This is a genomic window from Halorussus limi (assembly GCF_023238205.1).
Lineage (GTDB): Archaea > Halobacteriota > Halobacteria > Halobacteriales > Haladaptataceae > Halorussus > Halorussus limi.
The window spans coordinates 2,443,648-2,468,403 of the sequence record NZ_CP096659.1 but is presented as its reverse complement, the minus strand read 5'-3'; the positions used below and the strand labels follow the sequence as shown (position 1 = coordinate 2,468,403).

Sequence of the window (24,756 nt, the reverse complement as noted above, 5' to 3'; positions counted from 1 at the left end):
TTCGACCGCCAGCGACCGGTCGATTCGGCGCTGACCGTCGCGTCGTGGCTCGCAGGACTCCGGTTGCTCGCGCGAGTACGGGGCGGAATCGGTGAGAATAGGACCGCCAGTCAGAGCAGCACGACCAGCAACACCAGAAGCGACACGACCAGCACCGCCGCGCCGGCGACCGCGGCGGGTTCGACCCAACTCAGCCGCTCGTTCGCCTCGTCGTAGGCCGCGAGGTACTTGTCCAGCACCTTCGCCTCGTCGTACTCCGCGAAGTTCTCGTTGAGTTCCATCGGCTCCATCTCGCTGGCGGCGACGAGCGCGTCGGTGAGTTCCTGCTCGCTGGTGGTCCGGAACGCCCGGTCCTCCTGCTCGACCAGTTCGTGGGCGCTCGACTCGACGTGGTACTCCACGACCCCGGCGCACCCGCAGGCCAGCGCCCGGAGCAGGTCGGTCGGGAACGCCTCCCGGCGGGCGGTCTGGGCGTAGACGTGCGCGCCCTTGAACGCCGCCAGCCGATTTTCGAGGGGTTGTTCCCCGGCGAACGAGACGCGGTCCTCGATGCGGAGGTCCCGGACCTGTCGCTCGTAGACGTCGCGTTCGGGCCCGTCGCCGATGACGACCGCCGACCAGTTGTGGTCCCGGAGTTCCGCCAAGGCGAGCAACAGACTTTCGAGGTTGGCGTCGGCGTCGAGCCGCCGCGAGTAGACGATATCGGCGACCTCGCGGGGTTCGGCCGCGCGGACGGCGTCCATATCGATGCCGTTGGGAACGACCCGGACCGCCTCGCCGTCCGCGCCGAGTTCCCTGACGCGAGTCCGGACGGTTTCCGAGGGCGCGAGAACGAGTTCGGGCACCGTCGCGGCGAGTCGCCAGCGCGGGTCGTCGGCGTCGCCCGCCTGCGGCGACTCGTACCAGTCCACGACCAGCGGCGCGCGCAGGAAAAGACTGGCGGCTTTCGCCGCGAGGACGTGCATCGGGTCCGCGGCGGTGGCCTGAATCACGTCCGGGTTCGCGTCCCGGAGCGCGGCCGGAAGCGAGACGGCGAATCTGCCCTCGCCGGGCGCGTCGGTCACGGCCCGGTAGGTCACGCCGTCCTGTTCGAACGTCTCGTGGTCGCCGTCCCACCACTGCGCACAGCAGACGACCACGTCGTGGCCCCGGCCGGCGAGCGCTTCGGCGGTGCGCTGGAGTCGTCGCGTTGCCCCCGTCTGTCGGTGTTGGGCGACCGTCTCCGAGACGAACGCGACGCGCATACGTTCCGCCACGAAGCGGCCCACTAAAAACCCAACTCTTTGCGTCCGCCGGGAGTTCGGTGGCGGCGCGCGCGGGCTATCTCCCTCCGAGGCACGTGACGCGATTCTCCGGCGGAAGATGAAACCGAGAAACGAAAGAGAGAACCAAAACCACACGAGGCCGAGTCAGTCGTTCAGTTCGAGGATGAAGTCGGGCGCGGCGTTGTCGGCCCGGCGTCGCCACCGTCGCAGGTCGTGGGTGTGAAACAGCGCGGTCACGCCGAACACCGAGATGACGACGAGCGCGTACTGGACGCCCGAGAGCAGCGTGAAGGGGTAGAGGTCGACCCAGACCGAGGTCAGCAGAACGAGGCTCACCGCGGCGAGACCGAGGTAGAGGCGGTGCCAGCGGACCGAGGTCTGTGGGTCGCTGGCCAGTTGCATCTCCAGTCGCTCGGCCCGTTCGGTCGCTTCGACCAGACTCCGGTCGGGGTCGTACCGCAGGACGCCCGCGGCCTCCAACTTCGGGAGATGCGTCTGGTGGAGCGCGCTGTACACCGATTTGCGCTGGCCCGACGAGACCCCCGAGACGGTCGTGTCGTTCTCCCACGCCGCGACCTGTTCGGCGAGTTCGCCGAGGTCGACCGGGCCGCCGTATCGCTGGAGATAGTAGAGGACGTATCGACGCCGGAGATTCTTCACGGCGTCGAACACTTCCTCCCGAGAGGGGTGTGTGGTTTCGGTAGCCATGTGTACCGTAGAAAACGGACGGCAGAAACCCGGATAAACAGATTTGACTGTTTACCCCTCGACCCAAATCGTTCAACGGTTCAACCAAAAGTTGCGCGCGAACCGCCGGAAGAAACCCCGCGTTCTAGCGGCCGGGTCCTCCGACGAAACCGAGGCCCGGAACTGCTTCGCCGGAGTCGGCCGACCGGCCGCGTCGGCGACCACCGGACCGACCGGCCCCGACGGGGCGGCCGGCACACCGGCGAGCAGGGTGCCGCGTCGCGCTCGGAACCGACCGTTACCGGGGTTCCATTGTTGGTTTCGGAGTCGCGCCGCCGGTAGTCACCGTCTACGCGGGGATTTGACCCTATCGCGAGGACCGATTCGGCGAACGGTTCGAGCCGCCGCCGGAGTCCGTCAGCCGTCTGACTCGCCCCCGCTCTCGGTCGTCGTCTCGCGCCCGCCGCCCTTGTCGGGCCTGCCGCGCCTGTCGCCGTCGCGGTCCACGCTGTCGCCGGGGTCGATGTTTCCGCCGTCCGACTCGTTGGTCGTGGTGGTTTCCGTCGTGGTCGTAGTCTCAGTGGTCGTTTCGGTAGTGGTCTCAGTAGTCGTGGTCGTTGTTTCCGTCGTAGTCGTCGTCTCAGTGGTCGTCGTTTCGGCGGTGGTCTCGGTAGTTGTCGCCGTTCCCGTGGTGGTCGTTTCGGTAGCGGTGGTCGTCTCGGTGGTCTCGTTCGAGGGGGCTTCGGTCGTCGTCTCCGTCTCGGTCGTCGCGTTCGCGGTCGTGGTTTCCGTCGTCGCACTCCGGGCGGTCGTCGCCGTCGTGACGTTCGCCGCTGCGACTGCACAATCGCGCTCGACGAGGTACGCGGCACCCGAGTCGTTCCCAGCGGGGTCGGCCCCCGGCGCGCCGACCAGCAGGTCGCCGCCGTCGCCGTCCGCGTCGCCGGCCGCCACCGCTTCCCCGGCCCGGTCGCCCGACTCCGCTCCGAGGAACGTCGCCGCGGCGTCCGCGAGGTCCGTTCGTCCGTCGAGGCCCTCGCCCGAGACGAGATACGCCGCGCCGGAGGCGTTCCCGCCGTCGGCCGCGTCGCCCGCGTCAGCGCCGGGTGCGCCGACCAGCAAATCGGTCTCGCCACCGCACACGACCGCCGCGAGGGCCGCGCCCGCCCGGTCGCCCGAACTCGCGCCCGCGAGCGTCGCGGCGGCCGATTCGAGGCCGCGGGTCGTCCGGTCCGCCGCGTCGCCGGGCGAGACGACGTAAACCGCGCCGGAGGCGTTCCCGCCGGAGTCGTTGCCCGGCGCGCCCACGAGGAGGTCGGCCGCGCCGTCGCCGGTCAGGTCGCCGGCGGGCGCGACCGCCGACCCCGCCCGGTCGTCCTCGCCGACGCCGGTGAACTGCGCGCTCGCCTCGTCCGCGCCGACCCGCCCGGCGTCGACGGCGTCGGTCACGAGGTAGGCCGCGCCGGCGTCGTTCGCGCCGGTCTTCTCGGTCTCGGCGTCGTCGCTCTCGTTCTCGCCGTCGCCTCCGTCGGCGTCGAATCCGGGCGCGCCGACCAGCACGTCCGGCGCACCGTCGCCGTTCGCGTCGCCCGCCGACGAGACCGCGAATCCGACGCGGTCGTCGGCGTCCGCGCCGAGGAACGTCGTCCCCGCGTCGGCCAGCGGAACCGTGCCCGAGAGGTTGCCGTCGAGGAGGTAGGCCGCGCCCGCGTCTTCCCCGGCGGAGTCGTTGCCCGGCGCGCCGACGACCACCGCGGCGCTCTCACCGGTAGCGTTCGCCACGGCGGCGACCGACCGTCCGGCCCGGTCGTTCTGGCCCGCGCCGACGAGAGTCGCGTCGGCGTCGGCCAGCGAGACGGTTCCGGACAGCGACTCGCCGCCGTAGACGACGTGGACTGCGCCCGCGCCGTCCGCGACGGTGTCGTTCGCCGAATCGTCAGTTCCGTCGGCGTCGCTCTCGGAGTCGTACCCCGGCGCGCCGAGTAGCAGGTCGGCGGCCCCGTCGCCGTTCACGTCGCCGCCCGCCGCGGCGAAGCCAGCGCGGTCCCCGGCGGACCCGCCGACGAAGACGGCGTCGGCCGCGGCGAGACTCACCTCTCCGCGGTCGATCGGCCCGTAGAACAGGTAGGCCGCGCCGGAGTCGTTTCCGCCGGCGTCGGCCCGGGGTGCGCCGACCAGCAGGTCGCCGACGCCGTCGCCGTTCACGTCGCCGACCGCCGCGACCGCCGACCCGGCGCGGTCGCTGGCGTTGGCACCCGCGAGCGCGGCGTCGGCCTCGTTGAGCAGGACGGTTCCGGTGGGGGCGTCCTGTGCCGACGGCGTTCCGGCGCTACCGAAGCCGAGGGCGGTGGTGCCGGGAACAAGGGCGGCCGCGGCGAGGACCAGTGCGGCGAGAACTAGCGCGGTCAACGGGAGGGTTCGGGGAGCGTCCGTCATTTCTCTCGTCGGGGTTTGCACGGTCCGAGTTTTGTTATTCGGCCGATGAACTGGCGTAACCGGCTGTTTCGACGAGCGTCTCCGGACTCGGGAGGCGTATCTCGCGGTCGGCGCACCCGCCGACTTCCGGAGACCAAAGCGATTTGCCCGTCGGCTTGCAATCACGAGCCATGACAACGTACGACTTCGAGCGCTACCTCAACGTCCGGAGCGCGAAGGCTCCGTCGTTCGGTCCCGACGGCGAACTCTCGTTTCTGATGGACACGACTGGCGTCTCGCAGGTCTGGCGACTCGACGAACCCCGCGAGTGGCCCCAGCAACTCACCTTCGAGGAGGAGGCGGTGAGTTTCGCCGACTGGTCGCCCGAGCGCGACGAACTCGCCTTCGGGATGGACCAAGGCGGCGACGAGCGCACCCAACTGTTCCGACTCGACGGCGACGGCGAGACCGTCACGCCGCTGACCGACAAGCCCGAGGCCATCCACTACTGGGGCGGGTGGAACTCTGACGGGTCGGCGTTCGCGTTCGCGTCGAACCGGCGCGACGAGTCGGTGTTCGACGTGTACGTGCAGGGCCGCGACGAGCGAGGCGACGACGCCGAGATGGTCCACGAGGGCGACGGTTGGCTCTCGGTGTCGGGGTGGAGTCCGAGCGACGACCGCCTCGTCGTGACAGAGATGCACTCCAGTTTCGACTACGACGTGTCGGTCCTCGACCTCGAAACCGGCGACCTCGACCACGTGACGCCCCACGAGGGAGACGTGCGCTACCAGTCGGTCAACTGGGGTCCCGACGGCGACGCGCTCTACCTGATTACCGACGAGGGGGAGGACACCACCTACGTCGCCCGACTCGACCTCGAAACTCGGGAACTGGAGACGGTCGCGACCGGCGGGCAGTGGAACGTCGAGAGTCTCACCGTGGACGAGGACACCGGCCGGTTCGTCTTCGGAACGAACGTAGACGGCTACACCGAACTCACGGTCGGGGAACTCACGGGCGAGACCGAGTTCGAGGAGTTGCCCGCGCCCGACGTTCCGAAGGCAGTCACCGGCGGCGGCGTCTTCGACGACGGGGCCGAGCGGTTCGCGCTGACCGTCACGGGAAGCACCGAGAACACCAACGTCTACGTCGTGGACGTCGAATCGGGCGAGTCCGAGCGGTGGACCGACGCCGCCACGGCCGGACTCCCGAAGGACTCGTTCGTGGAACCGCGACTGGTCCGGTACGAGACGTTCGACGGCCGCGAGATTCCGGCCTTCTTCTCGGTGCCCGAGGGCGCGGCCGAGGGCGAGACGCCGGTCATCGTGGACATCCACGGCGGCCCCGAGAGCCAGCGCCGGCCCACGTTCCACTCGGTCAAGCAGTACTTCCTGAACCGGGGGTACGCCTACCTCGAACCGAACGTCCGCGGTTCGACGGGGTACGGCAAGGCGTACACCCACCTCGACGACGTGGAGAAGCGCATGGACTCGGTGCGCGATATCGCCGAGGCGGTCGAGTGGCTCCGCGACCAACCCGAAATCGACCCCGAGCGAGTCGTCGCCTTCGGCGGGTCGTACGGCGGGTTCATGGTGCTGGCGGCGCTGACCGAGTACCCCGACCTCTGGGCCGCGGGCGTGGACGTGGTCGGCATCGCGAACTTCGTCACGTTCCTCGAAAACACGGGCGACTGGCGGCGCGAACACCGCGAGGCCGAGTACGGGTCGCTCGCCGACGACCGCGAGTTCCTCGAATCCATCAGCCCCACGAACAACATCGAGAACATCCAAGCGCCCCTGCTGGTCCTCCACGGCGCGAACGACCCCCGCGTCCCGGTCGGCGAGGCCGAGCAGATAGCCGAGACCGCGGCCGATCAGGGCGTTCCGGTCGAGAAGTTGGTCTTCGAGGACGAGGGCCACGGCTTCTCGAAACTGGAGAACCGAATCGAGGCGTACACCACGGTCGCGGACTTCCTCGACGAACACGTCTGAATCGCCGCGACGCCCGGTTATGGTTCACTTACCGCCGGAGTGCGGGCGCGAACGTCGGACCCGCCCTCGTCACGGGTGACTCGCCGCGGTCGAGCGATTCGGCCGGCCGACGAGGCGCAACAGGCACACCTTAACCGCCGCGTCGCGCCTCTACCGGACCAGCGCCGGACCACTGTCGGACCACTCTCGGAGCGAGACTTCCACCACTGCTACCTGTGGGCACAGTTTCCGACTCGGAAATCGTGCGAGGGTTTTTATAGTCCTACTCGTCCTCGGTCTACCCGTGAAACCGACGAGACACCAGCGAACCGGCGTTCCGCGCGTCGGTACGCGACCTCCGAGAACAGGACGCGTTCGAGACGACTGCGACGGCGCGACTCCCACGGGAGACCCATGCCAGCAATCGAAACGCGCGGTCTGACCAAGCGGTTCGGTGAGGACGTGGTCGCCGTCGATTCGCTCAACCTCACCGTCGAGTCCGGCGAGATATTCGGCTTTCTCGGGCCGAACGGCGCGGGCAAGTCCACGACCATCAACGTCCTGCTCGACTTCATCCGGCCGACCGAGGGGTCCGCGGAGGTGCTGGGCCACGACGCCCAGCGCGAGACGCAGGCCATCCGCGAGCGCGTCGGCGTCCTGCCCGAGGGCGCGACGCTCTACGACCGACTCACCGGCCGCGAACACGTCGAGTGGGTCGCCGACACCAAGCGCGCCGACGACGACCCCGACGAGATTCTCGACCGCGTGGGCCTCGGGCGCGAGGACCGCCAGCGGCGCGCCGGCGGGTACTCGAAGGGGATGAGCCAGCGCCTCGCGCTCGGGATGGCGCTGGTCGGCGACCCCGACCTGCTGATTCTGGACGAACCGTCGTCCGGCCTCGACCCCAACGGGATTCAGGAGATGCGCGACCTGCTCCGCGAGGAGGCCGAGCGCGGCACGACCGTCTTCTTCTCCAGCCACATCCTGCCGCAGGTCGAGGCGGTCTGCGACCGCGTGGGAATCATGAGCGGCGGTCGCCTCGTCGCCGAGGACACCATCGAGGGCCTCCGGGAATCGACCGGCGGGAGCAGTCAGATAACCGCTACCGTGGACCGCATCCCCGACGGCTTCGACCCGACGGAACTCGGGACACTCGCTGGCGTCGAGCGCGCGAGTTCGGACGGCAACGCCGTGACCGCGGTCTGCTCGGACCCCGGCGCGAAGATGGACGTGCTGAAACGCATCGACGAGGTGGCGACGGTCCGCGACATCCGCTCCGAGGAGGCGTCGCTCGAAGAACTGTTCAACCGGTACACCGCCGCCGACCCCGGCGACGGGACCGGTCCGACCGGGAGCGCCGAAGCGGGCAGGACCACAGAAGCGAGCGGAAGCGACGGGTCCGACGACGAACCCGCCGAGGAGTCCGCGGGGGTGACGGCATGAGCCTCCGCGCCGTCGCCGCCAAGGACTTCAAGGACGTTCGGCGCGCGAAACTCCTCTGGTTCGTCGGCGGCATCTACACGCTGTTCGCCGCGCTGTTCTTCTACACCGGCAGTACCGGCCAGAGTCCATCGGTCCTGCGACAGCTCTGGAACATGTCGGGGCTGGCCATCCTGTTCATCCCGCTGGTGGCGCTCGTGGCCGCCTACCTCGCGGTCGCGGGCGAACGCGAGTCGGGGAGCATCAAGTTCCTGCTCTCGATTCCGAACCGCCGCCGGGACGTGGTGTTCGGGAAGTTCCTCTCGCGGGCCGGACTGGTCTGTGGCGCCATCGTCGCGGCGTTCGCGGTCGGCGCGGCGCTGACCGCGGCGCTCTACCCCGCGGTCGAACTCGGCACCTTCGCGCGGGTCGTCGCGCTGGTGCTCTACTTCGCGCTGGCCTACGTCGCCGTCGCCATCGGCATCTCGGCGCTGACCGCCTCCCGGTCGCGGGCGATGGCCGGGTCGGTCGGCTACTTCTTCGTGTTCAACGTCCTCTGGATTCAGGGGTCGGCGTTCTCTGTCGTCGGCGCGCTCCGGTTCGTCTTCGAGGACACGCTCGGGGTCTCGCTCTCGCAGAACACCGAGGCGTTCGTCCAGTCGCTGAGTCCCGCGGCGGCGTACCTCCAGTCGCTCCGACTCGCGTTCCCCGAGGGCTACCGGGACATCCCGCCCGCCGACCCCTCGACGCCGTTCTACCTGACGCCCGAGTTCTCGCTCGCGATTCTGGGCGCGTGGATTCTGCTGCCCCTGCTCGTGGGCTACCTGCGCTTCGAGCGGACCGACCTCGGGTAGCGAAACCGTCTTCTTCGCTCCGGTTCGACTGCGTGGCATGACCATCGAACAGCGGTCGCGCCGCCGGGTCCGCGCGACCCTCGACCGCCTCGAACGCGAGTACGCCGAGTTCGGGGCAGTCGAGAAGACGTGGCACCACTCCCCGGAGGCCTACGAGACCGTCCGCGACCGATTCGAGGCCGGAACCGTCGGCGGCGCTGGCGTCTGGACCACCGACGACGAGGGCCGGGTCCTGCTGGTCCGCCACGAGGACGAGACGGCGTGGAGCGACCCCGGCGGCAAGCAGGAACCCGGCGAGAACCTGGCCGAGACGGCCCGCCGCGAGACGCGCGAGGAGACCGGCGTCGAGGTCGAACTGACCGGAGTCCGGCAGGTCCACCGGGTCGAGATTCGGGACGAAGACGGGGGTGAGCCGCCGATTCATCGACTCATCGTCATCTTCGACGGCGAGCGAGTCTCGGGGGAGACTCGACCGCGGGAGGGCGAGATTGCGGAGGTTCGCTGGTGGCGCGAGCGCCCCGACGACCTGCTGTATCCGGAACTGGCCGGGTTTCCCGTTCCGGCCGCGGAGTGACAGGTCGGCCGCCGCCGACCGGGGTGATACCGACCGAGGCGATACCGGCGAGTCCGGGCGCGGCGAACAGACGTAAGTCGCGGACTCCACTACGTTCGCCCATGTGGTCACTCGGCAGTGAATCGACCGACAGCGTCGCAGAAACCGCACAGGAAGCCACGGAGAGCGTGACGGGTGAGGACGCGCCCAAGACACACTCCACGTCGTTCAAACTCGCCCGCGCGCTGTTCGGGGGCGTGCTGGCGTTCACGGCGGTGGACAACTTCCGTGACTTGGAGAGTATGATAGGCTACGCCGAGAGCAAGGGCGCGCCGATGGCCGACCGGTCGGTCCCCGCCATCAGCGGAAGCCTGCTGTTCGGCGGTCTGGGCGTCGCGGCGTGGAAGCTTCCCCGACTCGCCGCCGGAGCCATCGCCACGTTCCTCGTGTCCACCACGCCGGTCATGCACGACTTCTGGTCGATGGACGACGGCCAAGAGAGAGAACAGCAGATGGTCCACTTCCTGAAGAACACCGCGCTTCTGGGCGGCGCGCTGGCGTTCCTCCGAGTCGCGCAGGACGACTGAACGGCGGAGAGCGACAGCGGGCGGCGCAGGCGAGACTCCGTTTTTTCAGATGACGCCGGTCGTCTCGACGGCCTCGTAGGCGGCCGCTTCGCTCATCCCGTTGCCCAGAATCGTGTAGCGGTCCCGAATCTCGTGGGCCGAGGTCAGCGCGGCGACGACCGTCTCCTCGTCGATGCCCAACTCCTCGGCGGTGGTCGGCGCGCCGATGGTCGAGAGCGCGTCGCGGACGCCCCGCCAGTTGCCGCCGTGGAGGTACTCGGCGACGATGGTGCCGACGCCGACCTGATGGCCGTGAAGCGCGGCGTCGGGGACCATGCGGTCTAACTGGTGGCTGAAGAGGTGTTCCGCGCCCGAGGCGGGCCGCGAGGAGTCGGCGATGGACATCGCCACGCCAGAGGAGACCAGCGCCTTGACGACAGCCCACGCCGACTCCTCCAGTCCCTGCTTTATCGAGTCGGCCTCCTCGACCAGCATCTCGGCGGTCATCTCGGCGAGCGCCGCGGCGTAGTGGTGGTACTCGACGTTCTGGAGTCGGTTGGCCAGCCGCCAGTCCTTGATGGCGGTGTAGTTGCTGATGATGTCGGCACAGCCAGCCGTGGTGAGTTCCCACGGCGCGTCGGCCAGAATCTCGGTGTCGGCGATTACGGCGAGCGGCGGTTCGGCCGCGACGCTGTGGCGGGTGTCGCCCTCGGGGACCGACCCCCGGCCCGAGACGATGCCGTCGTGGCTCGCCGCCGTGGGGACCGAGACGAACCCGCGACCGATGTCGTGGCTCGCCATCTTGGCGATGTCGATGGCCTTCCCGCCGCCGACGCCCACGAGGTAGCCGGCGTCTATCTCCTCGGCGGCCGCGATGACCTCTTGGACCGCCTCGAAGCTGGCCGTCTCGATTTCGACTACCGCGGGGTCCTCGCCCGCGTCCTCGAAGTCGGCGGCCACTCTGTCGGCCGCCACCCGCCGGGGTGTGGGGCTGGTCACGACCAGCGGACGCCCGTGGAGGTGGAGTTCGGAGACGGCCTCGACCGTCTGGTCGAGGACGCCGTGGCCGACTACCACGTTGCGCGGCAGGCGAATCCACGTCGTTTTGTCGAACATACCTGCTACTCTCTCGCGGGCGGGCAAAACAGTTTACCTCTCCGGTCGGGTCGGGGCTGGCGGGGCCGCTGACCTCCGCCGCCGACTACTTCCGGAGTGTACTCCGGGACGAGCGCCACGACGACTGCGAGGCCCGCGGCGGTCGGCGGAGCGCGTGGCGGACCGCCAGCAGGTGGCGGACGAACACCGCGGCGGCGAGCAGGACCGCCCCGACCACCGCGTTCGCCGAGAAGCCGGCGACCGGGACCGAGACGAACCACTCGGGGACCGCGACAGCGCCGGTCACGACGAGGAACCACGCCGTCGCGCCCGCGGCCTGTAGGACCGCGAGTCCGATAGTCGTGCGCTGGACCAGCGTGGCGAGCGCGTTCCGGCCCCTGACGACGTTGTCCGCGACGGTGTGGCGGGCCACGAGCGCGACCGCAAAGGCGAGTCCGGCACCGACGACGCCGACGAGTCCGTCCGTGACCTCGGCCGTCCCGAACCATCCGACCCAGAGCGCGGTCTCGGCCAGCGCGAGTCCCGCGAGCGCCCGCGCCGGAATCGCTCGACTCCACCCGTTGACCGTGACGTGGGCGAGCAGCGCCTCCACGAGCATCCCGGCCGTGAGACCGACGACCCCGACCAGCGCCGACACCGAGACCGCCTCGGCGTCGACGACGAGTCCGAGCCAGACCGACAGCGCGGTGACTTCGACGACGGTCAGGCAGACGACGCCGACGGCCCTGACGGTCGTCCGAATCGCCTCGCGTATCATCGTCGGGGGAGTGGGAGAGACGTTCGGTGACAGCGATGCGGTGGCATGGCTTGACATTCCACCTCGCGGGTGTTTGTTATCAGCCACCTGAGACGGGTAGCGTGGTCCTGCGAACGGTCGAAAGTCGCGGTTAACGGCGTAGGCGGAGGCTTCGGAGCTCGCGGTGGAGCGAAGTAAAATCAGCCTGTCACTGGCGGGACGTCACGGGACCGGAATCGAGTTCGGGGCGACCCTCAGAGCGTGTCCAGCACGCCGAGGACGCGCTCCTCGGCCTCGCGGCCGGGGTCGTACTCGCTCCCGTCGCGGTCGCTGTCGAGGTGTTCCTCGACGGTGGCCGCCATCGCCTCCGAGAGCGGCGTCGAGTCCCACCCGAGCGCCGCCAGTTTGTCGGTGTCCAGCACGTGCGGGTAGTCCCGGTAGAGGACGTAGTCGTCGGGCGAGAGGTCCGCGGCCGCGAGTTCGCGCTCGCCCGCGTGGACGATTTCGAGGTCGGTGTCCATCGCGTCCGCAATCAGTTCCAACATCTCGTCTATCGTCACGACGCGGCGGTCCCCGACGTTGTAGGCCTCGCCGGGCGTCCCCTCCTCGGCGACTACCCGGAGCGCGCTCGCCACGTCCTCGACGTAGGCGCGGTGCCAGACGTTGTCGCCATCGCCGGGCACGACGACGCGGTCGTAGTTCGCCACCCGGTCTATCCAGTAGTCGAGTCGCTCGGTGTAGTCGTGGGGACCGTAGACGATGCAGGGCCGGACGCTGTAGGCGTTCACGCCGCGGTCGGCGGCGGCCCGAATCGCACGGTCGCCCTCGGCCTTCCGGTTGCCGTAGGTGTCGCCCGAGTCGTCGGTCGCCTGCTCCATCGTGCAGGGCCGGAGTTCGGTCTCGCCCTCGCGCTTGGGAATCTCCTCGTTGCCGTAGGCGTCGCCGCTGGAGATGTAGACGTAGGCGTCCGCGTCGGAGAAAATCTCGGTGGCGGCCCGGACCTCTCGGGGTTTGTACGCCACGCAGTCGAAGACGGCGTCGGGTTCGACTTCCTGCTTCGCCCGTTCGAGCGCGGTCTCGTTGCTCCGGTCGCCCTCGTAGTGGGTGACGCCCTCGGTCTCCGCGAAGGGGTTGTCGTGGTTCCCGCGGTTGAAGATGGTCACGTCGTAGTCGTGGTCGCGCAGTTCCGAGACGAGGTGGCGGCCGATGAACCGCGTGCCGCCGACGACGAGTGCGGTGTCCATGCCCCGCGCTTGGACGACCAGTCTCAAAGACCTACTGGAGTCGGAAATACGACGTTCGACCGATTCTGAGACAGTTACCGAACGTGCGTATCAAAGTACGAATTAATCCGGGCTATTCGTTCGCTTTTCGTCTGATTTGGTCGAATCGGGTAGAACGTTTATCAGTGAGAACGTCGAATACATGGGGCATGGGACAGAGAGAGGCCGACTCCGACGGAATCGAAATCCGCGAAGCCGAATCGAGCGACGTGGAAGGGATTCGGAACGTCGCGCTGGAGTCGCTCCACGAATCCTACGCCGACGTGCTCGGCGGGGAAGTCGTCGAGACCGCGGTCGAGAAGTGGTACGCCGACGACGCGATGGACGCCGAACTCGACGAGGAGGGGATGCTCTACCTCGTCGCGGTCGCGGGCGACGAGGTCGTCGGCTTCTCGCAGAACCTCGTGGCCGGGGAGGACGGCACCATCCTCTGGTTGCACGTCGACCCCGACAACCGCGACAAGAACGTCGGGACCACCCTGCTGAACCACACGCTGGCCACGCTCTCGGAGCGAGGCGTCGAGCGCATCGCCGGGGAGGTCCTCGCGGAGAACGAGGCCGGATGCACCTTCTACGAGGCCAACGGCTTCGAGAAGGTCAGCGAACGGGAGCGTGAAATCGGCGACGAGAGCTTCGTCGAGAACGTCTACGTCCACGAGGGCAGGGCCAAGTACGAGACCCGCGAGTTCGAGGGCCAGACCCTCTACGTCAACTGGGCGGAGAGCGAGCGCGGGTCCGACGCCCCGTTCTACGCCGCCTACACCGACGAGGAGGGAGAGGACCTCTACGGCTGGTTCTGTTCGAACTGCCAGAGCTTCGACACCGCGATGGACTCGATGGAGCGGTTGGAGTGTAACGACTGCGGCAACCAGAAGAAGCCGACTCGGTGGGACGCGTCGTATCTGTGACCTTCTTTGCCCGTTAGCCTTATCTTTCACCGTAGATGAAGTGTTCAGAAAAGTTTTTAACAACCCAGTATAGTTATAATATTGGGTTGTACCCAATGAGAAAGAAAGCTAAGAAGCTATCCGTGGCGATAGTCACTATTGCTCTCCTCAGTAGTGTCTTCGCGCCCGGTGCAATGGCACAGTCTGGAGATTCGGATTGTACGTACGCGACCGGGAAGACAGTCGAAGATAAACGAGCGTACGCTGAGCAACTAGAAGAACAGAACTGTGAAGGAAGCAGTTCCTCCTCGGGACAGGTCGGAACACAGGCCGTCTACGATACGAAGGAAGGTACCGATCAAGCTTCGTCGACTCACAACGGAGCCGATATGAAAGGTCAGACTCGCTTCGCGGAGCAGACAGACTACAGCGAGTCGGAAAACAAAATGACGGTCAACGGTACGTCGGAAGCCACGTGGTACGGCAGTGACCCGTACACTGCAGACACGATCAAAATCGAACAAGTGATTACTATCGGAGTTGAGGGCACTTCGAGTGTCTCTCTGAGCATTCCACCGTCCTGGACCGTGTCTAACGGTAACAAAAAGGCAAGTCTTACGACTTCGTGGCAAGACAAGTGGGACGTTAGTAAGCAGTACAGTGGCATTGTCTTTGAAACGGGCGGTAAGTTCAAAGACGCGGACCAGAACGACTACTTCACCTTCAAGTTTAGCGGAACGGCTTACACTCCAAGTACGCACGTCGACCTGAATCCGGACTCGCAAGGGAAGGACTGGGTCTAAACACTCCCGTTTCGGAGCATATTTTTGTACAATGAAACGAGCAACGATACCAAAAGTCGTAGTGGCTGTTTTGATAGTCTCCTCAGTAGTGACTGTTACCCTTCATGAACCACTGGGGAAGTCGCGGCAAGAAACATCTGTGACACACAAATCGCCCTCTCTCAACGCTTCCAAGTACCAAGAAACTCAACAAGTGGTGCAACAGGCAGAGAGTCCCCGAGGTGGATTCGGGGAAATTCCAAACGGGGAAGCTAAACTGTACCCAACCTATTATTACCTTCAGGTATCGTCGGAGATGGATTTCAAGAAAACGAACACGGACGAAACAACAGAATGGCTTCGAGGGATAGAATCTAAGAGATACAGACATGCAGAAGCCAATACCACGAAGATAGCGGACATCTTCTACGTAGTCGGTAGCTTGGAAGAATTAGGAGCGAAGCCGCTCAACCGCAAAGGAACGATTAAACAAATAAGCCAATTCCGGAAGTCCGATGGCTCATATTGCGCTGCAGTATATGCTAACGGTACGTGCGTTAATGGTGAAAACCGATTGTTATCGACCTACCGTGCGCTGGCGACATTAGAGACGGTGAGCGCACTCGAAAGTAAAAACTTGACCCGAACCCGTGAGTGGTTACTCTCACGCTGGAAAAACGATACTCAGTTCCAACGGTACCAAGATTTACCTCGTGCGGAACGGATAGTGATGTCGCTAAAAATCCTGGGTATAGAGCCGAAAAGTCTCCCGAGATATGACCAGCGGAAAGCGTGGGTAGAAGGCCAAGGGGAAAACGTTGACCGCCGAATAGAAAATAAAAAGGCAGACATGTTCGGAATTAGCGCTTACGATTACCTGACCCAGACGTTAGATGTGAAAGGTGAAGTATCCCAAAACGAGATCGACGAATACATCGTAAGGAATCAGCTCCCCGATGGTGGCTATCACGCGTTCAATCAAGGGTTCTCTGAATCGAAGGGGACGTATTTAGCGATACGGACGCTATCTGCGAACCAGTACGACGAACTCGATCAGTCGAAACTGGAGGAGTTGGTTAAATCATATGGACTACGTTCTGGAGGATTCTCCTTTGCATTCCGGCCGTCCGCGTCACTTGACGATACTTACTACGGAGTTTCGATTTTAAACGCACTCCGTACTGAACAGCATCACTCCGAGAAGACTGCTTCTATCATCCAACGTGAAGTGCAGAAAATCGAACGTGGTAAAGCTGCGAGTCCGAAGGAACTGTACCGAGTGTACCGAACTGCTACACTCTTAGGCGTTCCGACACCATCTGATCAAGCAATCCGAAAACAACTTAGTAGATATTCGGAAACATATCTCCAGAATAGCACTACGAGGCTAAAACACGTATACTACATAGCTTACCTCTCAAATAAGTCGTCGTACGGGCTGAATGAGTCGCGAGTTAGTAACCACGTGGCCGCACAACGTCACGAAACTGGCGGTTATGGAGCCGGTACTTCTCCCACCACCGAGGGGACTTACTACGCGATAAAGACACTAGACTGTCTCGGTCACCCGGTTGCTAACCAATCGGCAACAGTAGAGTGGATTCGTTCCACACGGACAGAAAATGGTTACAATTACCGTGTCGGAAACAACCAAAGTAATCATTCAAACTTGTACGCAACGTATCTGAGTGTCGGTGTACTCCAGACCCTCGGAACTAATATTGAGAACAAGTCGGGGCTCAAATCGAGTATTCGATCGGCCCAGCATCCTGACGGAGGATTCAGCCCAATCCTTTCGAAGAGAACTGATCAGTTGAGTCCCGAAATGCGATACACCTATTGGGGCCTTCGAGCGCTACAAATAGTTAAAACAAGTTAGTCTCCGATATAGTACAAACTTTAAATATCTTTATCAGAAATGTAAGTTGTAGCCTCCAATGTTCACATCAAGTACAATGATGCTGTTCTGGGGTTTCGTGATTCTAACCGTACTCATCGTCGGTGCTGTCCTCTACTATCTGCAGGAAATAGCTCGCAGGTCAAGCAGTTGAGGAAACGACTAAGGGATTAATCGGCCCGACTTCCGGCGAGACGTGGTTTTCCACTCGCACGCGGCGGCGGCGAGTTGCGCACGTCCTCGCGGCCCTCCTCGGTCACGGCGCGCTCGTAGGCCTCGGGCATCACCTTCACGAACGCCGCCAGCGCGTCGTCCCAGTCGGCGAGCAGTTCCGCCGCGCGCTCGCTGTCGGTGTAGGCCGCGTGGTTCTCCACGAGTCGCCGGAGGACGTTCTCGTCGCGCTCCGACAGCGAGTCTTCGACGCTCACCATGCCACGGTTCACCTTCTCCGCGAAGTCGCCCGACTCGTCGAGGACGTACGCCACGCCGCCCGACATCCCCGCCGCGAAGTTCCGGCCGGTCTCGCCCAGCACCGCGACGACGCCGCCGGTCATGTACTCGCACCCGTGGTCGCCGACGCCCTCCACGACCGCCTTGACGCCGGAGTTTCGGACGCCGAATCGCTCGCCCGCGACGCCGTTGACGTAGGCTTCGCCGTCGGTCGCGCCGTAGAGCGCGACGTTGCCGACCACGACGTTCTCCGCCGGGTCGTAGGCCGCCGACTCCGGGGTCGAGACGGCGATGCGGCCGCCCGACAGTCCCTTGCCGAGGTAGTCGTTGGCCGCGCCCGTGAGGTGGAAGTCCACGCCAGACTGGAGGAAGGCCCCGAAGCTCTGGCCCGCGGTGCCGCGGAAGTCACAGGAGAGGGTCCCGGTCGGCAGGCCCGACTCGCCGTGAAGTTGGGAGATGCGACCCGAGAGCATCGCGCCGACCGCGCGGTCCTCGTTGCCGACGGCGGCCTCGACGTGCGCGGGGTCGGCGTCCTCGACCGCCGACTCGGCGGCCGCGAGCAGGTCGCGGTCGAGGTGGTCGTCGAGTCCGTGGCGCTGTTCGCGGGTCTTGGTCCGCTGGGGGTCGGCGGCGTCGTAGTCGGCGGGGTCCGCGACGACCGACGCGAGGTCGAGACCGCGGGCCCTCGGGTGGTCGGTCGCGCGCTGTTCGAGGCACTCGACGCGCCCGACCATCTCCTCAACCGTCTCGAAGCCGAGTTCGGCCATGATTTCCCGGAGTTCCTGCGCGATGAACAGCATGTAGTTGACGACGTGGTCGGGTTCGCCGGGGAACCGCCGGCGGAGGTCCTCGCGCTGAGTGGCGACGCCGACCGGGCAGGTGTTCTCGTGGCACTGGCGGGCCATCACGCACCCCGAAGTCACGAGGCTGGCGGTGCCGAAGACGTACTCCTCCGCGCCGAGCAGGGCCGCGACGGCCACGTCGCGGCCGGTCTTCAGTCCGCCGTCCACGCTCACGCGAATCCGCGAGCGCAGGCCCGTCTCCCGGAGCATCTGGTTGGCCTCCGCCAGACCGAGTTCCCACGGCAGGCCCGCGTGCTTGATGGAGGTCCGGGGACTCGCGCCGGTGCCGCCCGAGTGGCCCGAGACGTGGACCACGTCGGCGTTGGCCTTCGCGACGCCGGCGGCGATGGTGCCGATGCCGTCCTCCGAGACCAGTTTCACGTTCACGTCGGCGTCGGGGTTCGCCGACTTGAGGTCGTAGACCAACTGCTTGAGGTCCTCGATGGAGTAGATGTCGTGCTGGGGCGGCGGCGAGATGAGACCGACGCCGGGCGTGGCGTACCGGACGTGGGCTATCATCTCGTCGACCTTGCTCCCCGGGAGGTGGCCGCCCTCCCCGGGCTTAGAGCCTTGGGCCATCTTTATCTGAATCTCCTCGGCGTTGGCGAGGTAGGCGCTCGTGACGCCGAACCGGCCGGAGGCGACCTGCTTGACGTTGCACTCCCGTTCGGTGCCGAACCGCTCGGGCGGTTCGCCGCCCTCGCCGGTGTTGGACTTCGCGCCGAGGCGGTTCATCGCGACGGCGTTGTTCTCGTGGGCCTCGGGCGACAGCGACCCGAGACTCATCGCCGCGGTCGAGAACCGCTCCACGATGGACTCGACCGGTTCGACCGCCTCGACCGGAATCGGGTCGCGTCCCGCCGAGTCGAACTCTAACAGGCCCCGAAGGGTCTGGAGGTCGCCGTTCTGGTCGTTGACCGCCTCGGCGAACTCGGCGTAGGTGTCGGGGTCGTCCTGCCGGACCGCGCGCTGAAGGCTGCCCACGGTCTCGGGGTTCCACTGGTGACGACGGCCGTTCGAGCGATGCTCGAACTCCCCCTGACGCTCCGGTTCGGGGGCGTCCTCTCCGTCGCCGCCGAACGCCTTCGCGTGGCGTTCGCGCAGGTCCGCCTCGACGCCCTCGATGCCGACGCCCTCGGTGCGCGCGGGGGTCCCCTCGAAGTACTCCTCGACGAAGTCCGAATCGAGGCCCACGGCCTCGAAAATCTGGGCGCCCCGATAGCTCTCGACGGTCGAGATTCCCATCTTCGACATCGTCTTCTGGAGGCCGTCCTCTAGCGCCGCGACGTAGGCCTCGATAGCTTCGGCCTCGGAGACGCCGTCGGGTCCGGCCACGAGGTCCGCGATGGACTCGAACGCGAGCGTGGGGTTGACCGCGCCCGCGCCGTAGCCCACCAGACACGCGAGGTGGTGGACCGTCCGGGGGTCGCCCGACTCCACGACCAGACCGGTGCGGTTCCGGAGGCCGTTCCGGACGAGGTGGTGGTGGACCGCGGCGGTCGCCAGCAGACTCGGAACCGCGAGTCTGTCGGGACCCACCTCGCGGTCCGAGAGGACCAGAATCTCCGCGCCGTCCTCGACCGCCTCGCTGGCCTCGCGGCGGACGCGCCGGACCGCGGTTTCGAGGTCGGTTTCGGGGTCGTAGGTCGCGTCCACGGTCGCGGTCGGAATCTCGTCCTGCTCGCGGACCTCGGCCGTCTCGGCGTCGGTCAGCACCGGCGAGTCGAGGACGAGTTGGCGGGCGTGGGCGGGGGTCTCCGACAGGAGGTTGCGCTGGTTGCCCAACCGGCTTTCGAGACTGGTCACGCAGTCCTCGCGGAGGTAGTCGATGGGTGGGTTCGACACCTGCGCGAACAGTTGCTTGAAGTACGAGAACAGCGGCCGGTCGAACTCCGAAAGGACCGACAGCGGCGTGTCGTCGCCCATCGACCCCACGGGGTCCTTGCCGTCCTCGGCCATCGGTTCGAGCAGTTCGTCCAACTCGTCGCGGGTGTAGCCGAAGGCGGTCTGGCGCTCGCGGAGGGCGGCGTCGATGCGCGCGTCGGCGGTGGCGCCGGCGCGCGGGTCGGCGTCCTCGGGCACGTCGAGTTCGACCTGCTGGTCCTCGACCCACTCGCCGTACTTCTCGTCGGTCAGGTCGTCGAACACCTCGGCGTCCGGGACCACGCGGCCCTCCTCGGGGTCCGCGAGGAACAACTGGCCGGGTTCGAGGCGGCCCCGTTCGCGAATCTCGCTCTCGTCGGTGTCGAGCGCTCCGGCCTCGCTGGCCATCACGAGGCGGTCGTCGGTCGTCACGTCGTACCGGCAGGGCCGGAGGCCGTTCCTGTCCAGCACCGCGCCGACGCGTTCGCCGTCGGTCGCCGCGACCAGTGCGGGACCGTCCCATGGTTCGAGTAGCGAGGCGTGGAAGTCGTAGAACTCCTTTCGCTCGTCGGTCATCTGGTCGTCCTTCCGCCACGCCTCGGGGACCATCAGCCTGAGCGCGTGGGGGAGTTCGCGGCCGCCCTGCATCAGCAGTTCGAGGGCGTTGTCCACCGCGGCGGTGTCGCTGCCCTCGGGGTCGGCGACGACCGGGGTCACGCTGTCGGGGTCGAACGCCTCGGATTCGAGGTCGTTCTCCCGGGCGCGCATCCAGTTGACGTTGCCCCGGATGGTGTTGAACTCGCCGTTGTGGACGACGTTGCGGTACGGGTGCGCGAGGTGCCACGCGCCGAGCGTGTTGGTCGAGAACCGTGCGTGGACCATCGCGAACGTGGTCTCGAACCGGTCGTCGCGAAGGTCCGGGAAGTAGTCGGGCAGTTGCTCGCCCTTCAGCAGGCCCTTGTAGACGACCGTCTGTCGGTCGAGCGAGCAGACGTAGAAGCGGTCGGCCCCCGCGAGGTCCACGCCCTCGACGGAGCGTTCGAGGACGCGCCGGGCGACGTAGAGGTCCCGGTCGAAGCTCTGGGGGTCGAACTCGTCGCCGCCCTCGGCGTCGTGACCCTCGCCGTCCTCGCTCTCGGCCCGGACGAAACACTGCCAGATTTCGGGTTCGGCGTCGAGCGCGGTCCGGCCGAGGTCGGCGTTCTCGGTCGGGACCTCACGCCACGCGAACAGGTCCAACCCCTCGTCTTCGAGGACGGACTCGGCGAGCGATTGGAGTCGGTCGCGGGCCGTCTCGTCGGTCGGGAGGAACAGCGACCCGACCGCGTACTCGTCGGGGTCCGGGAGGTCGGCGTCCAGTTCGTCGGCGAAGAAGTCGTGGGGCTTCCGGAGCAGGACGCCGGCGCCGTCGCCGGTGTTCTCCTCCGCGCCGGTCGTGCCGCGGTGTTCGAGGTTCTCCAGCAGGTCGAGACCGTCGGCGAGAACGTCGTGACCGCCCTCGCCCGCGAGGTCCATCACGACGCCGACGCCGCAGTTCGCGCGGTAGTCCTCGGGGTCGGCGAGGCGGTCCGCATCGTCGCGGCCGCGGACTCGCTCACCAGATTGGGGACGGTCACCCGGTTGGGGTCGGCCATCGGACGCAGAAGGTGGGTACTCGGTCATGTGCGAAACCAAGCCCGAACCGCTACAAGAGGCTACCCCTGAATGGCTAAGGGGATGTTAATGCCAAAATAGGGGCCTTATATGGATTCGAACGCCGCCCGCCGCCGAGGAGAGCGGTCGGAGCGTCCCCCTCGTCCGCGGGTCTCGGTCTCGGCGGACGTTCTGCGTTGCTCCCGCAGTAGACAAGTCAGCGCCGTATCTCGGCGAGTCGCTCCTCCATGTCGGCCTGTACACGCTCGGCCAACTCCTCGGTCGGTTCGTCGGCGCGGTGTTCCCACTTCTCGAAGAACCCCGACGCGCCGAGGAAGGTGACGGCGTCGTAAATCGGTCGCCTGTCCGCGAACCCGTCCGGGAGCGACCCCGCCGTCTCGCGGTACCCCTCGCGGAACGCCGAGACGAGTCGCTCCGGACCGTCGGACACCAGCGGCCCGAACTGGAGGCGACAGGTCCGCCGGAGTTCTCTGGCCGGGTCGCCGACGTGCGAAATCTCCCAGTCGAGGAAGCCGACCTGCCCGTCGTCGGGCGCGGCCGCGTCGCCGCGAGCGTCCGCGTCGGCGCGGCCGACCGCCGCCCCGGTGTGGACGCAGTTCGGGTGCGCCGGGTCGCCGTGGACCAGCGCGGCGGGCGCGTCGTCCAGCAGGTCGCGGTTCGCCTCCACCGCGGCGATGACCTCCTCGAAGTGGTGGTCGAACCGGCCGTCGCCCGCGATGTCGCGCATCCGCTCGATTCGCTCCACGAGGACGTCGGTCCACGGGCCGTTTTCGAGTTCGAGGCCGTCGGCGTCCCCGCCGACGACGTGACCGTGGCTCTCGAACCGGAGTTCGTGGAGGCGCGCCAGCGCCCGGCCGACCTGCCGAGCGAGGGCGGCGCGGTACTCGTCGTCGGCACCGTCGTCGTACCACAGTTCCAAGCGGCGCTGGCCGTCCATCGCGGCGGTGGCGAGGTAGGGGACCTCGCCGGCCGTCTCGCTCGCCAAGACGGTCGGCACCGGCACCGACGAGTGAGTTCCCACGTACTCCATCACCGCCCGCTCGCGGGCGACTCGGGAGGCGTCGCCGTCGGCCGCGACCTTGAGATACGCCTCCTCGACGTCGGCGAACGCGACGGCGACGGTCTCGTTCTTGTCGTTCCACGACGGTTCCGCGGCGTCGACGCTCTCGAACTCGCGGTCGGGAAACGCGGCGTCGAGGACCGACCGAATCTGCTCGTCCATAGCGAGCGGTCGCGGGCGTCCGAAAAGGAAGTTGCGGTGGTGTGGGACGACCTGTCGGGGGCGGCCCGACTTCACCACTCGGTCAGCGCCCGCGCGCCGTAGTTCCCGCGAGGCGACTGAAGGCCCCAAAGGCCAACTGTCCGACGCGCCGAATCCAACCCATGCCAGAGTGTCAGAACTGCGGCGCGTTCGTCACGCGGGAGTTCGAGCGAGTCTTCGCCGGGCGCGACGGCGAAGTCCACGGCTGTTTCGAGTGCAAACAGAAGACCGCCATCAAGAACGGCGGGGCGACCCGGGCGTAATCGGAGTCCGTCGTCGGCGACGGTGGACGAGCGTACCGACGAAGGGAGCGACGTACGGTCGCCGGGTCTCAGCCCCGCCACTCCAGTACCGTCGCGGCCCACGTGTAGCCCGTTCCGGCAGCGAGCAGGCAGAGCAGGTCGCCCGACACCGTCAGTCCGTCGTAGAGTTCGGTCGTCATCGTGGCCTCGCCGAGGTGGTCCCGGAGGTAGGGGAGCAGTCCGCCGCCCTCCCCGGTCTTCGAGAGGAACTCGGTGACGCTCTCGTCGAACAGCCACCCGTACAGCGGGCCGGCGAGCGTGCCGAACCCGCCGATGATTGACGCCAGCAGGGCCGTCGCCGGTCACGAGGAAGTAGAAGGTGCTCTCGGGCGAGGCCGACCGCTGGAACCCCGCGAACAGGCCGCCGGCGACCGCGGCGAAGAAGGCGCTGACCGCGAACGCGCCGAGTTTGTACCGGAAGGTGTCGTAGCCGACCGCCTCGGCGCGCTCCTCGTTCTCGCGGATGGCGACGAGGACGCGACCGAACGGCGAGTGGACGATGCGCTGCATGGCGAAGTAACAGACCAGCACCACGAGGCCGACCATGTAGTACGACACCTCGGTCGTGCCGAGGGTGACGAATCCGAGGAACCCCTCGACGCTGTCGCCCGCGAGTTGGCCGATGGCGAGGTTGAGCGAGTCCACGCCGGGGACGCCGACGCTGAACGGGTCGGTGCGTTCGAGCACCGCGGGACCGTCCCGGGGGTTCGACGCGGCGTAGTCCCACCCGCGGACGAACACGTACAGCACCTGCGAGAAGCCCAGCGTAATCATGTCGAAGTAGACGCCCGAGAGTCGGAACGACACTGCGCCGATGAGCAACGCGAGGACCACCGCGACCAGTCCCGCCAGCACGAGCAGGTAGACGAACGGCGTTCCGACGCCGACGAACGGTATCTTCCCGTTCGACGCGAGGACGACGAAGTTCGGCGACCCCCCGAAACTGTAGCGGGTCGGCTCTCGCACGAAACTCGACGAATCGGCTCGGGCTGGCGTTCAGGGATTTCTGATTGGCTCCGGCGGCGCGCCGTATTCAGAGATTTCCGACGCCGTAACCACTTTCCTCGCGCTCGCCCAAGGGAGAGACGTTATGGCTCAACGCGAGGAACACAGCGACGCGCAGTCGCTCGACGGCATGCCGCGACTCGGACTCGGAACGTGGGAGAACACCGACGGCGAGACGTGCGCCGAGAGCGTCCGACAGGCGCTCGAGATGGGGTATCGTCACATCGACACCGCACAGGCCTACGACAACGAGGAGTACGTCGGACAGGGCATCGCCGACGCCGACGTGGACCGCGAGGACGTCTTCCTCGCGACGAAAATCTGGACGAGCAACCTCTCGTACGACGACGTGATTCACACCGCGAAGGAGAGCCTCGACAAACTCGGCGTCGACTACGTCGACCTGCTGTACGTCCACTGGCCCGCCAACGAGTACGACCCCGAGGACACGCTCCCGGCGTTCGACCAACTCCACGACGACGGACTCATCGAGAACGTCGGCGTCTCGAACTTCGAGCCCCGACATCTGGACGAGGCCCGAGAAATCCTCGACGCGCCGGTGTTCGCCAATCAGGTCGAGATGCACCCGATGCTCCCGCAGGACGAACTGGTCGAGTACGGCCGGGAGAACGACGTGAACCTCGTGGCCTACTCGCCGCTCGCCCGCGGCGAGGTGTTCGACGTGCCCGAGATTCAGGAAGTCGCCGAGAAGCACGACGCCTCCGCGGCGCAGGTCAGCCTCGCGTGGCTCCTCCAGCGCGACGGCGTGGCCGCGATTCCGAAGGCCTCCAGCGAGGACCACATCCGGGACAACTGGGGCGCACTGGACCTCGAACTCGACGACGAGGACGTCGAGAAGATAGAGAGCATCGACCGGCGCGAGCGGCGAGTCGACCCCGACTTCGGCCCGTGGAACTGAGCCGGTAGCCTCGCCGATTTCTCCGACA

The 24,756-nt window shown here is 66.6% G+C and carries 18 protein-coding genes and 1 pseudogene; 10 read left to right on the top strand and 9 right to left on the bottom strand.

Annotated features, from left to right (window positions below; genetic code table 11):
• Nucleotides 1-110: 110 nt before the first annotated feature.
• From M0R89_RS12765 to M0R89_RS12755, 3 genes are all read right to left on the bottom strand, one after another.
• Complete coding sequence (locus M0R89_RS12765; protein ID WP_248649468.1) at nucleotides 111-1,244, bottom strand: glycosyltransferase family 4 protein; 1,134 nt, start codon at nucleotides 1,242-1,244, stop codon at nucleotides 111-113.
• A gap of 165 nt (nucleotides 1,245-1,409) precedes the next feature.
• Nucleotides 1,410-1,973, bottom strand: a complete 564-nt coding sequence (locus M0R89_RS12760) for a DUF7344 domain-containing protein (protein ID WP_248649467.1) — start codon at nucleotides 1,971-1,973, stop codon at nucleotides 1,410-1,412.
• Between the two features lie 396 nt (nucleotides 1,974-2,369).
• Nucleotides 2,370-4,388, bottom strand: coding sequence for an integrin alpha (locus M0R89_RS12755; protein ID WP_248649466.1), 2,019 nt, complete (start codon nucleotides 4,386-4,388; stop codon nucleotides 2,370-2,372).
• A gap of 170 nt (nucleotides 4,389-4,558) precedes the next feature.
• Between M0R89_RS12755 and M0R89_RS12750 the strand changes: the two genes are divergently transcribed.
• From M0R89_RS12750 to M0R89_RS12730, 5 genes are all read left to right on the top strand, one after another.
• Nucleotides 4,559-6,361: a S9 family peptidase gene (locus tag M0R89_RS12750; RefSeq protein ID WP_248649465.1), complete on the top strand. Its 1,803-nt coding sequence runs from the start codon at nucleotides 4,559-4,561 to the stop codon at nucleotides 6,359-6,361.
• Between the two features lie 393 nt (nucleotides 6,362-6,754).
• The gene (locus tag M0R89_RS12745; protein WP_248649464.1) at nucleotides 6,755-7,783 is read left to right on the top strand and encodes an ABC transporter ATP-binding protein; all 1,029 of its coding nucleotides are present in this window, start codon (nucleotides 6,755-6,757) and stop codon (nucleotides 7,781-7,783) included.
• A complete protein-coding gene (locus M0R89_RS12740; RefSeq protein ID WP_248649463.1) occupies nucleotides 7,780-8,613 on the top strand; it encodes an ABC transporter permease subunit in 834 nt (277 codons plus the stop codon). The genes M0R89_RS12745 and M0R89_RS12740 overlap by 4 nt, the downstream gene beginning before the upstream one ends.
• 37 nt (nucleotides 8,614-8,650) lie before the next feature.
• A complete protein-coding gene (locus M0R89_RS12735) occupies nucleotides 8,651-9,187 on the top strand; it encodes an NUDIX hydrolase (RefSeq protein ID WP_248649462.1) in 537 nt (178 codons plus the stop codon).
• 101 nt (nucleotides 9,188-9,288) lie between these two features.
• Nucleotides 9,289-9,753, top strand: a complete 465-nt coding sequence (locus M0R89_RS12730; RefSeq protein WP_248649461.1) for a DoxX family protein — start codon at nucleotides 9,289-9,291, stop codon at nucleotides 9,751-9,753.
• A 45-nt stretch (nucleotides 9,754-9,798) separates the two neighbouring features.
• On the opposite strand, the gene M0R89_RS12725 is transcribed toward M0R89_RS12730, so the two are convergent.
• The 3 genes from M0R89_RS12725 to M0R89_RS12715 all read right to left on the bottom strand — a co-directional run bounded on the left by M0R89_RS12725 (nucleotide 9,799) and on the right by M0R89_RS12715 (nucleotide 12,828).
• On the bottom strand, nucleotides 9,799-10,848 hold the full coding sequence (locus M0R89_RS12725) for an NAD(P)-dependent glycerol-1-phosphate dehydrogenase (protein ID WP_248649460.1): 1,050 nt from the start codon (nucleotides 10,846-10,848) through the stop codon (nucleotides 9,799-9,801).
• An 85-nt stretch (nucleotides 10,849-10,933) separates the two neighbouring features.
• Nucleotides 10,934-11,662, bottom strand: a complete 729-nt coding sequence (locus tag M0R89_RS12720) for a hypothetical protein (RefSeq protein ID WP_248649459.1) — start codon at nucleotides 11,660-11,662, stop codon at nucleotides 10,934-10,936.
• A gap of 176 nt (nucleotides 11,663-11,838) precedes the next feature.
• Nucleotides 11,839-12,828 (bottom strand): NAD-dependent epimerase/dehydratase family protein, encoded by a 990-nt coding sequence (locus tag M0R89_RS12715; RefSeq protein WP_248649458.1) that lies wholly within the window; start codon nucleotides 12,826-12,828, stop codon nucleotides 11,839-11,841.
• A 188-nt stretch (nucleotides 12,829-13,016) separates the two neighbouring features.
• Between M0R89_RS12715 and M0R89_RS12710 the strand changes: the two genes are divergently transcribed.
• From M0R89_RS12710 to M0R89_RS12700, 3 genes are read left to right on the top strand one after another with little or no spacing between them, the layout of a single operon-like run.
• Complete coding sequence (locus M0R89_RS12710; RefSeq protein ID WP_248649457.1) at nucleotides 13,017-13,775, top strand: GNAT family N-acetyltransferase; 759 nt, start codon at nucleotides 13,017-13,019, stop codon at nucleotides 13,773-13,775.
• A 35-nt stretch (nucleotides 13,776-13,810) separates the two neighbouring features.
• Nucleotides 13,811-14,557, top strand: coding sequence for a hypothetical protein (locus M0R89_RS12705; protein WP_248649456.1), 747 nt, complete (start codon nucleotides 13,811-13,813; stop codon nucleotides 14,555-14,557).
• 31 nt (nucleotides 14,558-14,588) lie between these two features.
• Nucleotides 14,589-16,415 (top strand): prenyltransferase/squalene oxidase repeat-containing protein, encoded by a 1,827-nt coding sequence (locus tag M0R89_RS12700; protein ID WP_248649455.1) that lies wholly within the window; start codon nucleotides 14,589-14,591, stop codon nucleotides 16,413-16,415.
• A 188-nt stretch (nucleotides 16,416-16,603) separates the two neighbouring features.
• Here the strand turns inward: M0R89_RS12700 and gltB are convergent, their stop codons facing one another.
• Both gltB and M0R89_RS12690 read right to left on the bottom strand, forming a co-directional pair.
• Nucleotides 16,604-21,250, bottom strand: a complete 4,647-nt coding sequence (gltB, locus tag M0R89_RS12695; protein WP_256478329.1) for a glutamate synthase large subunit — start codon at nucleotides 21,248-21,250, stop codon at nucleotides 16,604-16,606.
• Nucleotides 21,251-21,437: 187 nt separating this feature from the next.
• Nucleotides 21,438-22,463, bottom strand: coding sequence for a phosphotransferase family protein (locus tag M0R89_RS12690; protein ID WP_248649454.1), 1,026 nt, complete (start codon nucleotides 22,461-22,463; stop codon nucleotides 21,438-21,440).
• Nucleotides 22,464-22,624: 161 nt separating this feature from the next.
• On the opposite strand from M0R89_RS12690, the gene M0R89_RS12685 reads away from it, so the two are divergent.
• A complete protein-coding gene (locus M0R89_RS12685) occupies nucleotides 22,625-22,765 on the top strand; it encodes a DUF7563 family protein (protein WP_248649453.1) in 141 nt (46 codons plus the stop codon).
• 68 nt (nucleotides 22,766-22,833) lie between these two features.
• Here the strand turns inward: M0R89_RS12685 and M0R89_RS12680 are convergent.
• Nucleotides 22,834-23,746, bottom strand: a pseudogene (locus tag M0R89_RS12680) (branched-chain amino acid ABC transporter permease); the annotation flags it as partial.
• A 148-nt stretch (nucleotides 23,747-23,894) separates the two neighbouring features.
• On the opposite strand from M0R89_RS12680, the gene M0R89_RS12675 reads away from it, so the two are divergent.
• On the top strand, nucleotides 23,895-24,728 hold the full coding sequence (locus M0R89_RS12675) for an aldo/keto reductase (protein WP_368408831.1): 834 nt from the start codon (nucleotides 23,895-23,897) through the stop codon (nucleotides 24,726-24,728).
• Nucleotides 24,729-24,756 lie beyond the last annotated feature (28 nt).